This window comes from Streptomyces sp. Je 1-79, assembly GCF_025195125.1.
Classification (GTDB): domain Bacteria; phylum Actinomycetota; class Actinomycetes; order Streptomycetales; family Streptomycetaceae; genus Streptomyces.
Genome location: NZ_JAMGSL010000003.1, coordinates 373,210 through 387,403, shown reverse-complemented (window position 1 = coordinate 387,403; position 14,194 = coordinate 373,210). Strand labels below are relative to the sequence as shown.

Genomic DNA, 14,194 nt, shown 5'->3' with positions numbered 1-14,194 from the left:
TCCGGGACGTCGCGGCCGACGTCGTGCCGGACGCGGTACGGGACGCGCGCCGCGGCTGAGGCAGAACGGAAGGGGCCGGGGATCGGCCGGGGGATCGCGGAGGCGGTTTTCGGCCCCTGCCGGTTTTCGCTCACCGCTCCCGCGTACGCTCTAGCGCTGTGAACGTGCTCGACAGCATGGGGTCACTGCGGTCGCTGACCGCGGGCCCGTGGATCTACGCGGCGGTGGCCACGTCGGTACTTCTCGACGTCTTCCTGCCGGTGCTGCCGAGCGGAATCCTGGTGATCACGGCCGCGACGGCGGCGGCGACGGCCACCGCGGCCTCCCCGGACGTGCCGTCCGTCCTCCCCCTGCTCCTCTGCGCGGCGACCGCCTCCGTGCTCGGCGACCTCGTCGCGTACCGGCTGGCCTGGAGCGGTGGGGCCCGGCTGGACCGGGCCATCGCCCGCTCACGCCGGCTGACCCGCGCGCAGGAACGTCTCGGCACGGCCCTCGCGCGCGGCGGCGGCCTGCTCGTGGTGATCGCGCGCTTCGCCCCGGCCGGCCGCTCCGTGGTCTCCCTGGGCGCGGGCGCGGCGCGGCGCCGCATCGCGGAGTTCCTGCCCTGGTCGGCGCTGGCCGGGGTGGCATGGGCGGGCTACAGCGTGGCGCTCGGCTGGTTCGGCGGGCTGTGGCTGGGCGCGAGCTGGTTCAGCGCGGGCGTCTCCGTCCTCGCGCTGTTCCTGGCAGGCGCTCTGGCCGCCTACGTCATACGGCGTCCGGCTGCGGCTCCCGCGCCGGCTCCGGCTTCTTGAGCCCACGCACTTCGAGGTGGTCGAGGAGCCGGGCGGTCGCGGCGGCGATCTCGTCCACGGCCTGGTCGAAGACCTCGCGGTTGTGCGCGGCGGGTCTGTGGAACCCGGAGACCTTGCGGACGTACTGCAGGGCGGCGGCGTGGATGTCGTCCTCGGTCGCCTCGTCGGGCAGGGCCGGCGGTCGGAGAGTCTTGATGCTGCGGCACATGTCTCCAGTGTCGCGCGCCCCACTGACAACGCGCCCTCACGAATCCCGGCCGCCGCTCGCAGGAACCCGGCGCGCCAAGCAGGTCGTGCCGAGCGCTGCGTCCCGAGCCCACCGCGCCGGGCGCGTCATGCCAAGCCCTGCAACCCCGAACGCGCCGCCATCAGCTCCCGATGTCGCGTCGGCTCCGCGCGTTGATCTCGGCGGCGCGGGCCCGTAGCTCGCGCATCGGGGTGGCGAGCTGCACGTCTCCGGGTTCGGCCTCCCACTCGCGGCCGCCGTGGACGGGCCGGATCAGAAACCGGCCGGCGACGCTGTCGACGTAGAACCCGACCCGCCCGGTGGCGGTATCGCGTACGAGGTCACCGACCTCGGGCAGTGGTTGCACGAATCCCCTCCGTCCCGGAATTCCAGTTCTCTAGAGATACACCCAGAGAAACCCCGCCGCTCCCCCCTGTCAACGTATCTCTAGAGATGTCCCCCGATGGATGGATCACTCGCACTGGTCGGCGCCCACACGTGCATCACCTCGTCGAAGTGCGCCGTAGGGTGTCCCGCAGACGAAGGGAGTGGTCCACCCATGACTGACCAGGACAGCGGTCGTCGGCCCAAGTACCAGCGCATCGCCGACGAGTTGAGAACCGCCATCCAGTCAGGCGCCTTCGCCCCCGGCGACCGGCTCCCCGGTGAGAACGATCTGATGACCACGTACGAGGTGGCCAGGATGACGGCCCGCCAGGCGCTCGCCGTGCTGCGCACCGAGGGCCTGGCCGAGGCCCGCAAGGGCGCCGGGGTCTTCGTCCGCACGTTCCGCCCGCTGCGCAGGCGCGGCATCCCCCGGCTCGCGCAGGACCACTGGGGCACGGGCCGCTCCGTCTGGTCGGCGGACATCGAGGACCGCGCGCTGGTGGTGGACCAGATCGAGGTCGGCGGGGCGACGGCGGACTCCCGGGTCGCCGGGGCCCTCGGCCTTCCGGCCGGCTCGCCGGTCTGCGTCCGCAGCCGTCGCTTCGTCCTGGACGACAGGCCGGTGCTGCTCTCCGTCTCGTACCTCCCGGCCGACCTCGCCGAGGGCACCCCGATCGCGGCGCCCGACACGGGCCCGGGCGGCACCTACGCCCGGCTGACCGAACTCGGCCACCAGCCCGTCCACTTCCGCGAGGAGATCCGCTGCCGCATGCCCACGGCGGACGAAGCCACCCGCCTGTCCCTGGAGTTCGGGACACCGGTGATCCTGATCGGGCGTACGGCGTTCACGGCCAAGGGAGTCGCGGTGGAGCTCAACGAGATGACGCTGGACTCGGCGTCGTACGTCCTGGAGTACGACTTCGACGCGTGACGCGGCGACCGCGGCCCGCTGCCGGACGGCGGGTAGCCGCCTCCCGATACTGCGTCAACCTCCGGTCGACGTAGCGCTGGACGGTCATGCCCCACCCACCACGTCGCCCTCGGGCGAGGTCGGGTCAGGAGTGCGGAACGACGGCGACCGGGCAGGCGGCGTGGTGGATCACGGCGTGGGTGACGGATCCGATGTGGGAGCCCTTGGCGGCCCGGCGCCGGCCGACCACGACGAGACGCGCGTCCGACGCGGCGTCGACGAGGTGCTCCGCCGCGCGTCCGGGAGCGGACACCTCGGACACCCGTACCGCCGGGTACTTCTCGCGGAAGGGCCCCACCGCGTTCGAGAGCGCCGACGCCGTGCCGCCCTCCTCGGCCGCTTCATGGTGACGGTGGAACGGTGAATGCCACGTGTTCACGATCTCCAACGGGACGTCGTGGCGCCCGGCGAAGTCGAAGGCGAAGTCGAGGAGTTCCGCCTTCACCTCGCCCACGTCGAGGCCGAGGACCACCCTCCGCCGACCGCTGTCCTCGTACCCCGGGCGCACCAGTACCACCGGGCGCTTCGCGTCGGCGACGACCTCCTGCCCGACGGATCCGACGATGAAGCCGCGGACGCTGCCGAGCCCGTGCGACCCCACGACGAGCATGTCCGCCTCCGAGGCGGCGGCGATCAGCGCCTGGGCGGGGGCGTCCTCGATCTCCTCCGCGCTCATGACGAGGCCGGGCTGCCGGGCCCGGGCACGCTGCTCGGTCGCGGCGATCACGCTCTCCGCCTCACCGGCCCGGTCCTCGTGCGACACCTTCACGGCCTGCAGCTGATGCTGCGCCCACAGCGTGGCGTACACGAGCCGCAGCCCGTCACCGCGCAGCGCCGCCTCGTCAGCGGCCCAGTCCAACGCCGCCACGCTGCCTTCGGATCCGTCCACTCCCACGGTGACAGGTCGGGACACGCCGCTCTCCTCGCCTCGGGGCCCGCCCACAGGCGAGCGCGCCGGATCAAGAAGCTACCGATCACCCCCGAAAGCGGGGCCGCACGGCATCCACGAACGCCCCCGAAGTACCCGTCCGGCGCATCGCCCCGGCCCGTAGGGTCGGGAGGTAGGCGTGCGAGGCGGATTAGCCGAAGAACAGGGGGTGCTGGGCGACCCATGCCGTAGCGGGTGGCCTCGGTGTTCGCGAGGCAGACCGTGGCCGGTCACGTGGAGGCGGGCCGGCCCAGCCCGACCGTCCCCGAATTCAGCAGCTCGCGGTAGCCGGCGCGCGAGAGCAGCTCGCCCGAGCCGACGCCGACGGCGGAACTGGCCACGTCGCAGATGTCGGTGGTCTCGACGGCGCCGGGGGTCCCCGTTGATGTCAGAAGTAGATGTCAAAGGCCCCCCGCCAAGATTGGCGAGGGGCCTTCGTGCTGGTGGGCGCGGACGGTTTCGAACCGCCGACATCTGCTTTGTAAGAGCAGCGCTCTACCCCTGAGCTACGCACCCGTGGAGTGAGGCAACAGCGTACATGGCCCATGGGTGGGTCCCGCAAACCGGTTGATCCGGGGGTTAGCCCCACCATCCGCCGGTGGGTCGCCTGATCGTCCCGGTGGGGCGTGGGTCCGTAGCGTGAGGGGTCAGTCAGCGGGTTACCTGGGGGTTTGATCGTCATGGCCGGTCGTCGTCACGTCCGTACGCTCCTCGTCTGCGGTGGGGTCCTCGTCGGAGTCCTCGGCGTTGCCGGGTGTGGGAGTGCCGACGTGGAGGGGGCTCCCGTCGAGAAGAAGAGCTTCGCCTTCTCCGGGGACTCGCTCGTCGTCGATGCCGACAACTCCGAGCTGGAGATCGTGCCCGCCGACATCGAGGACGTCCGGGTCAGCCGGCAGGTCGACGGGTGGGTGTTCATGGGAGAGGGGCCCGACGCCGTCTGGGGGCTCAAGGACGGGCGGCTCACCCTGCGGGTGGAGTGCGACGCCGTCGCCAGCCACTGCGACTCCGTCCACCGTGTCCAGGTGCCCCGTGGCGTCGCCGTCACCGTCGAGGACGACAACGGGAAGGTGACGGCCGACGGGTTCGACACCGACCTGAAGATCCGGTCCGACAACGGCGCCGTCGTCGTACGGGACTCCTCCGGCGCTCTCGATCTGGCCAGCAACAACGGAGAGGTCGTCGTCGAGGGCGACACCACGTCCGGGCGGGTCGTCGCGCGGTCCGACAACGGGGCTGTACGGATCAGCCTGAGCGCCGTGCCCGGGCGCGTCGAGGCCGCCAGTGACAACGGGGAGATCGACATCGCCGTGCCCGACGCCACCTACGACGTCGACGGTCGCAGCGACAACGGCTCCGTCCGGATCGACGTGCCCACCCGGAAGGGCAGCGCCCACGTCGTGACCGCGCACAGCGACAACGGGGAAGTCGTCGTCCGCAGCGCGAACTGACGGGCCCGTGTGTTCGTCCTTACCTGGTGGGAGAATGAACCGGACCGGGCAAGGCGGACACAGCACGGGAGAGGGACGTGGCGGCGACTCACGCGAGGGGCAGTTCCACGAGCGCCGTTACGGGGGCGGTAGACACCTGGGCCGGATCGGGATCGGGGGCGGTAGACACCCGGGCCGGATCGGGTTTGGGTTCGGGGTCAGGAGCCGGGACGGGGGAAAGCGTCGTTCGGTCCTCGCCGGGCCGGGGGCGGGCCCTGCGCCTCGGGGTTCTGCTTCCCCTGTTTGTCCTCGCTCTCCTTCCCGCCGCCTTCGCCAGTGGTGGCAATCGGCGCTGGTTCGGCGGGCGCGGTGAGAGTCAGCGGGCCGAGGCGCAGGCCGCCAAGGACGATGCCGCCGCCGCCTTCTACGAGCTGGACACCGCCCAGCGCGATCTGCGGATCTCCATCGAGACGATCACCGCCGTCGACGACTCCCCCGGCGCCCGTCACGCCGTCGACGGTTTCGCCGCCCTCGGGCAGCGGATCGACGAGGTCAGCCACGCCTACATCACCGCCGTCGACGCGCATGACCTCGACCGCGACGAGCTGGACGGCGCCACCGCCAACCGGGCCCGGACCGAGCTGACCCGGGCCAAGGACGAGCTCGTACGGGTCAAGGGGGAGCTGGACCGGTTCGCGCAGGGGCTCGGGCCGCTGCTCGACACCGCCGAGACCCGGCTCGCCCGGCTCGCCCCGGCCGTCGAGCGGGCGCGACAGGCGCTCCGGAGCGCGAGCGCCGCTCTCGACACAGCCCGCGACGCCGGGCTCCGCGCCGACGACCTCGCCGCCCGGCTCGCCGCCCTCGGGCCCGAGCTCACCCGGCTCAACGAAGGCGCCGGCCGCCACGGCGTCACCGAGACCCTCCAGCGCGCCGACCGGGTCCTGCGGGACGCCGAGGCCGTCCGGACCGAGGCCGAGCGCCTTCCCGAGCGGGCCGCCGAGACAAGCAAGCGCCTGGTCTCCCTCCGTACCCGCGCCGAGGCGCTCACCACCCGGGCCGGCGCGGTCGAGCCGGTCCTGTCCGAGCTGCGCCGCCGGTTCTCCGCCGCCTGCTGGCAGGACCTCCAGTTCGTCCCCGCGCAGGCCGCCGACAGCGTCCGCAAGGCTGAGGAGAAGCTCACGGAGGCCGCCAAGGCCCGCGACGAGCAGCGCTGGCCCGACGCCACGAGCCTCCTCGCCACCGCCCGCGCCCTGCTCAACTCCACCGACGAGGCCGTCTCCGCCGCCGGCGACCGGCTCCGTCGGCTCGACGCCGTCGCCAAGGACCCGCAGCACGAGATCGACCGGGCCCGCTTCACCGTCCGGGACGCCCAACGCCTCGCCATGACCGGGCGCAACACCCCCGACCCCCGCCACGCCCGTCCCCTCGACGACGCCGTGGCACGGCTCGACCGGGCGATCGGCACGCTGGAGGGCCGGCACCCCGACTACTGGCACTTCCTCACCGAACTCGAAGCCGTCCGCGCCACCGCCGCCCGCGTCGTCGAACAGATCCGTGAGGAGCGGGGCGCCGGCCACCACTCCGGCTAGCCTGTCCGTATGCCTCGTTACGAGTACCGCTGCCGCACCTGTGGCGACACGTTCGAACTCAGCCGCCCGATGGCCGAGTCCTCCGCCCCCGCCGCCTGCCCCGCCGGGCACGACGACACCGTCAAGCTGCTCTCGGCCGTCGCCGTGGGCGGTTCCGCCGCACCCGCACAGAGCGGTGGCGGCGGCGGTGGGGGTGGGTGCTGCGGCGGAGGCTGCTGCGGCTGATCAGCTGCCCAGATAGCGCAGGACGGCGAGGACCCTTCTGCTGTACCCCTCGCCACGTCCGGTCAGCTCCAGTTTGTCGAAGAGCGCGTTGATGTGTTTCTCCACCGCGCTCTGCGACACGTGGAGCTGTCCGGCGATCGCCGCGTTCGTGTGCCCCTGCGCCATCGCCGCCAGCACGTCGCCCTCCCGGGGCGTCAGCCTCGCCAGCGGATCGGTGTGGCTGGTGCGGACGAGCAGCCGGCGGACGACCTCCGGGTCGAACGCCGTCCGCCCGTCCCCCACCCGTTCCAGCGCGTCCAGGAACTCGTCGACCTGCGCGACCCGGTCCTTGAGCAGGTAGCCCACCGCGCCCGGCTCGCCGGTCAGCAGCTCGGTGGCGTACCGCCGCTCCACGTACTGCGACAGTACGAGGACCCCGACGTCCGGCCACTCCCGCCGGATCTCCAGGGCCGCCCGCAGCCCCTCGTCGGTGTGCGTCGGCGGCATCCGGACGTCGGCGACGACCACGTCCGGCGGGTCCGCGTTCACCGCGGCGAGCAGTTCGACCGCGTCGCCGACGGCCGCCGTGACCTCGTGGCCCTCCTCGGCCAGGAGCCGTACGAGCCCTTCCCGTAGCAGCGTCGAGTCCTCCGCCAGGATCACGCGCACGGCAGGACCGCCCGTACGACCGTCGGTCCGCCCGCCGGGCTCTCCACGGCGAACCGCCCGTCCAGCGCCGCCGCCCGGCTCGCCAGCCCGCTCAGACCGCTCCCGGACGCATCCGCGCCACCCGCGCCGTCGTCCGTCACCCGCACGCTCAACTCATCCCCTTCCAGCGTTACTTGTACGTCGATTCGGGTCGCGCCCGCGTGCTTGACCACGTTGGTGACCGCCTCCGAGACAAGGAAGTACGCCACCGTCTCCACCGCCCTCGGCAACGGCCGCCGCACGGCGTATCCGAGGCTTACGGGCAGTGTGCTGCGTTCCGCGACCGTCTCCAGGGCGGCGCGGAGGCCCCCCTCGTCGAGGACGGCCGGGTAGACCCGCCAGGCCACCTCGCGCAGTTCGGCCAGCGCGCGCCTGCTCTCCTCGTGAGCCTGGAGCAGCAGGGCGTCGGCGCCCCCCGGGTCCCTGGCGCGGATCCGGCGCGCGCGGCCGAGGAGCATGCCGAGCGCGACGAGCCGTTGCTGGACGCCGTCGTGGAGGTCGCGCTCGATCCGGCGCCGCTCCTCGTGGACGACGTCCATGACCTCGGCGCGGCTGGTCGCGAGCTCGGCGATCCTGGCTTCCAGGGCGTCGGCGTGGCTGGGCCCGAGGAAGCGCCGGGCCAGACCGTCCTCCAAGGCTACGACGCCGAGCGCTCCCTGGGCGGAGAGGAAGAGCAGGAAGAAGCCACCGAGGCTGCCGAGGGTGACGAGCCAGGGGTGGTCGATGTCGGTGATCAGCCAGCCGTAGAAGGCGAAGGTGCCGAGGCCGAGACCGTACGCGCCGCAGCCGAGGACGACCGCCCCGAGCAGGCCGAGCGGCCAGCGGGCGGCGAGGTAGCGCGGGGCGGCGGCGGTGTCGTGGAACCCGGGGAGGCGTACGCCCAGGAGGCGGTCGAGGCGGGTCCGCTCCAGGCGGGTGAGGCCGCGGGCGGCCGCGGCCAGGGGCCGCAGCACGGCGACGCGGCCGCGAGGCGAGGCGAGTACGGGCAGCAGCGCGAGGCCGCCTACGGCGCTGCCGAGAAGCTCAAGGACGGCGGTCGCGGCCCCGAGCGCGAGGCCGAAGGCCAACCGGGTCCAGCGCGCGAGGTAGCGTACGAGCGGCCGCCCGGACCCCGGAGCGGAATCCGAGGCCGCCGGCCACTCCGGCTGCCGCGGCGGCCCCGACCGCGCAGGCCCCGGACCGGAATCCGCGACCACCGGCCACTCCGGCAGCAGCGCAGGCCCCGGACCGGAATCCGAGGCCACCGGCCGCTCCGGCCGCCCAGGCCCACCGCCGGACTCCGAGGCCGCCGGCCGCAGCGGTGGGCGCCTGTCCGGGGGTGGGGCGGCTGAGTTCGTCATGATCCGTCACGCTAGCGGGCGCACGACCGCGGTCGCACTGCGGAAAACCGCACTCCCTCTGTGCGGGCGCCATCAGTCCGCGCTCCCGGGTCCGTTGCCTAGCGTGGAAGCCATGGAAGCCTGGATCAACAGCCTCATGGACACTCTCGGTGCCCCCGGCGCCGGACTCGCCGTCGCCCTCGAGAACCTCTTCCCACCCATCCCGAGCGAAGTCGTCCTGCCGCTCGCCGGCTTCGCCTCCGCGACCGGGCGGATCGATCTGCTCGCCGCGCTCCTGTGGACCACGGCCGGATCGGTGGTCGGCGCCTGGGCCCTCTACGGCGTCGGCGCGCTGCTCGGACGCGAGCGGACCCTCGCGATCGCGGCGAAACTGCCGCTGGTGAAGGTCTCCGACATCGAGCGGACGGAGGCGTGGTTCGCCCGGCACGGCACGAAGGCGGTGTTCTTCGGCCGGATGGTGCCGATCTTCCGCAGCTTGATCTCGGTGCCGGCGGGCGTCGAACGCATGCCGCTGCCCGCCTTCCTCGTCTTCACCACACTCGGCAGCGCGATCTGGAACACCGCCTTCGTGCTGGCCGGATACGCGCTCGGCGACAACTGGGAGCAGGTCACCGGTTACGTCTCCCTCTACTCGAAGGCGGTGCTCCTGGCGGCCATGGCCGCCGTGCTGTGCTTCGTCGGGGCTCGGCTGCTCAGGCCGGGTCGGGGAGCGCGGCGGGGGAACCGTTGAGCTGTGCCGGCAACACGGCCGTGTGGTGGTCGGCGACGACCGTCCGGAAACGGCGCAGGATCTCCTCGCCGGCCGCCACGCCCCGCTCCGCGAGGACGTCGAGGTGCGGGACGGTCCAGGCCGTCTCCGCCAGTTCGCCGTGGCCGGGGCGCCAGGCGCGGTCGGCGGCGAGCAGCAGGTCCGCGTCGAGCAGCGAGTCACCGGCGGCCAGGACGAGGCCCGCGCCGCAGCGGCGGGCCACCTCCCGCATCGCCGCGCTCTTCGTGAGCGGCTTCGGCACCGCGTACACCTTGCGACCCTGGAGCGAGACCGTCCAGCCGCGGTCGTCCGCCCAGTCGCCGAACCGCTTCAGCCACTCCTCGGGCAGCCGTTCGCGCTCCACGACGAGGTACGCGAACAGATCCTCGGCGACCCGGTGCTTGCGCACCCAGGACAGGTCGGTGGTGGCGGTGAAGTACGCGCGGATCTCGGCGAGCGGGGCGCACTCCTCGGCGAGCCTGCGCACGACGGCCTCGTGCCAGTCGCGGTCGGCGAGTCCGTCGACGAGGATGTGGCCGCCGTTGGCGCAGATCGCGTACTTCGGTGCGGGGCCCGGGAGTTGGATGCGCTGGTACTGCTTGCGCGTGCGGGTCGTGGTGGGCACGAAGACCGCTTCGGAGCCGAGCCGTTCGAGCAGCGTGGCCGCGTCCTCGGTCATGTACGACAGCGGCCTGGACTCGTGCACCTCCACGCTCAGCAGCCGGGGCGCCTGCGCGTCGGGCATGCCGAGCGCGAGGGCCGCGGAGGAGTAGATCAGCGTACGGTCGAGGTCGCTGGCGACCATCACGGGGCTGCTCACCGAGGTCACTGGGAGACCACCGCCTTTCCGTCGGCGCCTGTGGCGCCTCTCGTGAACTGAGGGTGGATCAGACCCACACAGGTGTACGGGAGTCCGTCGACCTCCTCGACCGGGACACCGCGCTGCTCGGCGAGGAGGCGTACGTGCGCGAGGTCGGCGCCGGCGCCGCGCTGGGCGAGGATCTTCCACGGGACGCGGCGCAGCAGGACGCGCGTGGTCTCGCCGACGCCGGGCTTGACGAGGTTGACGTCGTGGATGCCGTACTCCTCGCTGATCCGCTCGACGGCCGCCCAGCCCTCCCAGGTGGGCGTACGGTCGGCGGCGAGCAGCTCCTTGACCTCCGTCGCGACGTCGTCCGCGACCTCGTCGAAGCGGGCGGCGACGGCGTCGAGGAAGACGTTCGAGACGTCGGCGCCGGCCAGCTCGCGGTAGAACTTGCCGCCGTGGAAGTCGTCCGGGCCGACGAGGTCGGCGCGCAGGACCGTACGCGATATCAGCCCGGAGACGGTCGAGTTGAGGCAGGCGGAGGGGATGAGGAAGTCCTCGCGGGTGCCGTAGGTGCGCACGCAGGAACCGGGGTCGGCGAGGACGGCGATCTCCGGGTCGAAGCCGGTGATCCCCTCGGCGCGCTGGAACTCCTCGATCGCGTCGGCGAGTTCGCGGGTGATGGCGCCCTTGCCGGTCCAGCCGTCGACGAAGACGACGTCGGCCGGGTCGTGGTGGGCGGCGAGCCAGCGCAGCGCGTTGGCGTCGATGCCGCGGCCACGGACGATGGAGACGGCGTAGTGGGGCAGGTCGAGGCCGTGGCGGGCCTGGGCCCAGCGGCGCATGAGGACGCCGACGGGGGTACCGGCCCGGGCGAGCGAGACGAGCACGGGCGTGCCGGTCTTCTCGGCGAGGACGGTCTCGGTGACGGTGCCGACGGCGCGGGCGATCCGGGCGGCGGAGGTCTCCAGGGCGGCGTGGAAGAGCTCCTGGTACCGGTCGCTCGGCTGGTACTCGACCGGCAGCGACTCCGCGTAGTGGGCGCCGCCGCTCTGGATCGCCTCCTCGCGCTCCTCGGTCGGCGCCTCGAGTTCGACGTCCGAGAGGTCCTGGAGCAGCCAGCCGACCTCCTCGGGGGCGTACGAGGAGAAGGCGGGGCCGCGGAGGGGCTCGGGCAGCATGGAGCTCCTTTCGGGAGCTTGGACGGCTTCGGGAGCCGCCTGGGCGTGGGTGGCAGGGGAGACAGCGGCCCGCCGGGCGTCGTGCGCCCGCGTGGCGGCCTCGTGAGCGTGCGCGACTTCGGCGGCTCCGGCCCGCGCGCCGGCTTCGTGAGCGGGCGCGGCTTCGTGAGCGTGCGAGGGCGCGGCTTCGTGGGCGTAGGTGGCGGTCGTGGTCCGCGGGGTGGGGTGCGCCTCCGGGACGGGCTCGGCGCCGTACGAGGGTACGTACGACGGGACGACCGCGAGCACCACGTGCGGGATGTGCGCCGCGAGCTGGGCCAGCAGGCCGTCCGGGGCGTGCAGCTCCGGGGTGTCGGCCACGGAGTCGACGACGGCCACGACCGCGTCGAAGCCGCCGCCTGCGACGTTGTAGGCGTACCGCTCACCGGGCCCGTCCGCGGGCTCGTCGTGGGCGGGGAAGACGAGCCGGGTGCGTATGGCGTAGCCGGGGTCGTCGACCGCGAGGACGGGCGAGCGGGTGGTCGTGGAGTACGAGACGTCCCGCCCGGCGTCCTCCAGGGCCACGGCGAGCCGCAGCGGCGCGTACATCAGCTCCTCGAAGCCGAGGACGAGGACCCGCCGCGCGTCGCCGAGGGCCGCGGTCAGGCGCTCGGTCATCGCCGGGAGCGCGTCGTCCAGGGCGGCCGCGTGGGGGGCCAGGAAGCCGTGACGGCCGCCGTCGGGGATCGCGGACGGCCAGCCGAGCCCGACCCGCACGGGGGCCGTGCGGGGCGCCCTGGGCGCCGGTACGGGCGCGTCCGGCGGGGTCTGCGCGGACTCGTGGGCGGTCTCGTACGCGGTCTCGTGGGCGGCGACCAGCGCCTGGCCCTTCTCCAGGACCCCTTCCGGCAGCCGTACGGTGCCGGCGGCGCCGGTCACCAGGTCGACGCGGGCGCCGATCTCCCGGGCGAAGTCCGCCAGCCGGCCGAGGTCGTCGGCCGAGCGCATGTCGACCAGGGCGACGACCACGTACCGCTCCCTCGGGAAGCGTTCGTGCAGGTCACGGATGGTGTTGAGGACGGTGTTGCCGGTGGAGAACTCGTCGTCGACGAGGACCAGCGCGCCGTCGCCGGCAAGGAACTTCGGGTCCTCGGGCAGCAGGAGGTGCGACGTGGCATGGGAGTGGGACTCCTCGAAGCCGCCCGCGCTCGCCACCCCGTCGACGGGCCGGCGGGTGGAGTGCAGGTACGGCGCGAAGCCCAGCCCGTCGGCGACCGAGTGGCCGAGGCCGGTGGCCGTCTCGGCGTAGCCGACGACCACGCTGCGCGCGGCCTCGTCCGGCCCGAGCAGGTCACGTACCCGCAGGCCGAGCGAGAACCCCGCGCCGTACACGACGCCCGGCCGCTGCGGCACGTGCTTGCCGAGCACGTTGGAGACCAGCAGATGCGCGCGCTTCGGGTTGCGGCGCAGTGCGAGGCCCAACAGGCCCGGGAGCTCCTCGCCGCCGATCAGTTCGACGCCCAGTCGCTCCGCGACCCACGTTCCCGACCACACCACGTCGTCCTTCACCTTCCGTCAGCCGGCCAGTCCGGCGGTGAGCAGATCCACGAAGCCGACGTCCTCCTTGGCGACGCCGAAGACCTCGGCGCGCAGGAGGGTCCGTTCGGCCCACGCGCGATGCGGCTTCACCTCGTTCATCTTGTTCGTGTACGCGGAACGCATCACGCCGCCCCCGCCGCGTTCGGGCCGCAGGATGTCCTGCGCGTCGCTGAACTCCTCGTGGCTGACCACGGAGAGCGCGTGCACCGGCACCACGTGTGTGGGGTGGATGCAGGTCTTGCCGAGCAGGCCGTTGGCCCGGTCGAGCTCGATCTCGCGCAGCAGCCCGTCGAGGTCGTGCTCGATGAGCGCGGTGCGCAGGTCCTCGGCGCTGCCCTCCAGGAAGGGGCTGCGGCGCAGCTGGGGCTTGAACATGCGCTCGCCGAGCCGGAAGTACTCCCAGACCGGTCCGGTGATCGTGAAGCCGGTGCCGTCGGAGCGGCCGAGGACGTTGACGACGTCGGCGATGACATGGGCGACGAGCTGGACGTCGTACGCCGTCATGTCGGGCGAGCGGCGCAGCCCGTAGGCGGAGCAGAAGTCGGTGACGCCGAGACGCAGGGCGAGGACGCGATCGCGGTACTTGTCCACGGTCGTGGCGATGCCGGCGAGGGTCTCGGCGCGGGTCTCCAGGTGCAGGAGCTCCGGGGACTCGAGGACGGGCATGGCGAAGAGCCGTCGGCCGCACGCCTTCTCGGCGGCGGTGAGGGCCTCCAGGAAGGCGTGCCCGCGGGTCTCGGTGAACTTCGGCAGTACGAATCCGGAGAGCATGCGGACGTCGTCCCCGAGGCGGGAGACCAGATCGGTGATCTGGTGGGGCTCGCGGACCCGGATGAAGAGCAGGGGCACGTCCTGGGGCTCACCGGGCCCGGCGGGCTCATCCGCGGAGGGCCGCTCAGCGGCCGCGGCGGGCTCACCCGCTGGATCCCGGGCGAGGTCGGCGAACTGCCGCACGAGGTTGGACTCGGCGGCCTCGACGTCGGCGTCGGCGATGGAGTCCTCCAGGCACAGCACCATGGAGACGACCCCGCGTGCGGCCTGTTTGCGCACGTCGTCGGCGAGCCTCGGCCGGGTGGCCGGGCTGTAGAGGGTGGCCCCCAGGGCCACGGCGAGCATGCTCGCGGGCGAGTCGGAGGTGAACTCGGCCGGCTCCTGGTGGAACAGCCCGGCCCGCGTGGCGGACGGGATGTGCCCGAAATGACGCAATGTAACTCCCCCGACTGCCTCTGTGGGCCCTGACGACATGTGGCCGGTAATAGTACGTAGGTACGGGTGTCCTTAGTTCCCCTCAAGTATGAAATCCAGGTAA

Annotated in this window: 14 protein-coding genes and 1 tRNA gene; 6 read left to right on the top strand and 9 right to left on the bottom strand. The window is 72.9% G+C overall.

Annotated elements, in window-relative coordinates:
* Positions 1-176 precede the first annotated feature (176 nt).
* Complete coding sequence (locus M5362_RS07135; RefSeq protein ID WP_261365718.1) at positions 177-794, top strand: VTT domain-containing protein; 618 nt, start codon at positions 177-179, stop codon at positions 792-794.
* Here the strand turns inward: M5362_RS07135 and M5362_RS07130 are convergent.
* Complete coding sequence (locus M5362_RS07130; RefSeq protein WP_260226477.1) at positions 748-1,002, bottom strand: DUF2277 domain-containing protein; 255 nt, start codon at positions 1,000-1,002, stop codon at positions 748-750. The genes M5362_RS07135 and M5362_RS07130 overlap by 47 nt on opposite strands.
* Positions 1,003-1,162: 160 nt before the next feature.
* On the bottom strand, positions 1,163-1,387 hold the full coding sequence (locus M5362_RS07125; RefSeq protein WP_260226476.1) for a hypothetical protein: 225 nt from the start codon (positions 1,385-1,387) through the stop codon (positions 1,163-1,165).
* Positions 1,388-1,579: 192 nt separating this feature from the next.
* On the opposite strand from M5362_RS07125, the gene M5362_RS07120 reads away from it, so the two are divergent.
* Complete coding sequence (locus M5362_RS07120) at positions 1,580-2,338, top strand: GntR family transcriptional regulator (protein WP_260226475.1); 759 nt, start codon at positions 1,580-1,582, stop codon at positions 2,336-2,338.
* A gap of 124 nt (positions 2,339-2,462) precedes the next feature.
* Here M5362_RS07120 and M5362_RS33125 read toward each other — a convergent pair whose 3' ends face one another.
* Together M5362_RS33125 and M5362_RS07110 are read right to left on the bottom strand one after the other, a co-directional pair.
* Complete coding sequence (locus M5362_RS33125) at positions 2,463-3,290, bottom strand: universal stress protein (RefSeq protein WP_260226474.1); 828 nt, start codon at positions 3,288-3,290, stop codon at positions 2,463-2,465.
* A 456-nt stretch (positions 3,291-3,746) separates the two neighbouring features.
* Positions 3,747-3,821, bottom strand: a tRNA-Val gene (locus tag M5362_RS07110).
* 164 nt (positions 3,822-3,985) lie between these two features.
* On the opposite strand from M5362_RS07110, the gene M5362_RS07105 reads away from it, so the two are divergent.
* The 3 genes from M5362_RS07105 (at position 3,986) to M5362_RS07095 (ending at position 6,546) form a co-directional block, all read left to right on the top strand.
* Positions 3,986-4,753 (top strand): DUF4097 domain-containing protein, encoded by a 768-nt coding sequence (locus M5362_RS07105; RefSeq protein WP_260226473.1) that lies wholly within the window; start codon positions 3,986-3,988, stop codon positions 4,751-4,753.
* A 185-nt stretch (positions 4,754-4,938) separates the two neighbouring features.
* Positions 4,939-6,321: a hypothetical protein gene (locus M5362_RS07100; RefSeq protein ID WP_374214418.1), complete on the top strand. Its 1,383-nt coding sequence runs from the start codon at positions 4,939-4,941 to the stop codon at positions 6,319-6,321.
* A gap of 9 nt (positions 6,322-6,330) precedes the next feature.
* A complete protein-coding gene (locus M5362_RS07095) occupies positions 6,331-6,546 on the top strand; it encodes a zinc ribbon domain-containing protein (protein ID WP_260226472.1) in 216 nt (71 codons plus the stop codon).
* Here the strand turns inward: M5362_RS07095 and M5362_RS07090 are convergent, their stop codons facing one another.
* On the bottom strand, positions 6,547-7,194 hold the full coding sequence (locus M5362_RS07090) for a response regulator transcription factor (RefSeq protein ID WP_260226471.1): 648 nt from the start codon (positions 7,192-7,194) through the stop codon (positions 6,547-6,549). It abuts the gene before it with no gap.
* The gene (locus M5362_RS07085; RefSeq protein ID WP_260226469.1) at positions 7,185-8,300 is read right to left on the bottom strand and encodes a sensor histidine kinase; all 1,116 of its coding nucleotides are present in this window, start codon (positions 8,298-8,300) and stop codon (positions 7,185-7,187) included. The genes M5362_RS07090 and M5362_RS07085 overlap by 10 nt, the downstream gene beginning before the upstream one ends.
* A 385-nt stretch (positions 8,301-8,685) precedes the next feature.
* On the opposite strand from M5362_RS07085, the gene M5362_RS07080 reads away from it, so the two are divergent.
* Positions 8,686-9,303 carry a DedA family protein gene (locus M5362_RS07080; RefSeq protein ID WP_260226468.1) on the top strand — a complete coding sequence of 206 codons (618 nt, stop codon included), beginning with the start codon at positions 8,686-8,688 and terminating at the stop codon, positions 9,301-9,303.
* On the opposite strand, the gene M5362_RS07075 is transcribed toward M5362_RS07080, so the two are convergent.
* Genes M5362_RS07075 through M5362_RS07065 form a run of 3 tightly spaced genes read right to left on the bottom strand, consistent with a single transcriptional unit; the run spans position 9,266 to position 14,091 of the window.
* Positions 9,266-10,126: an HAD family hydrolase gene (locus tag M5362_RS07075; protein WP_260226645.1), complete on the bottom strand. Its 861-nt coding sequence runs from the start codon at positions 10,124-10,126 to the stop codon at positions 9,266-9,268. The genes M5362_RS07080 and M5362_RS07075 overlap by 38 nt on opposite strands.
* Positions 10,127-10,146: 20 nt before the next feature.
* Complete coding sequence (locus M5362_RS07070; protein ID WP_260226467.1) at positions 10,147-12,843, bottom strand: phosphoribosyltransferase domain-containing protein; 2,697 nt, start codon at positions 12,841-12,843, stop codon at positions 10,147-10,149.
* Between the two features lie 18 nt (positions 12,844-12,861).
* On the bottom strand, positions 12,862-14,091 hold the full coding sequence (locus M5362_RS07065) for an HpcH/HpaI aldolase/citrate lyase family protein (protein ID WP_260226466.1): 1,230 nt from the start codon (positions 14,089-14,091) through the stop codon (positions 12,862-12,864).
* Positions 14,092-14,194: the final 103 nt, after the last annotated feature.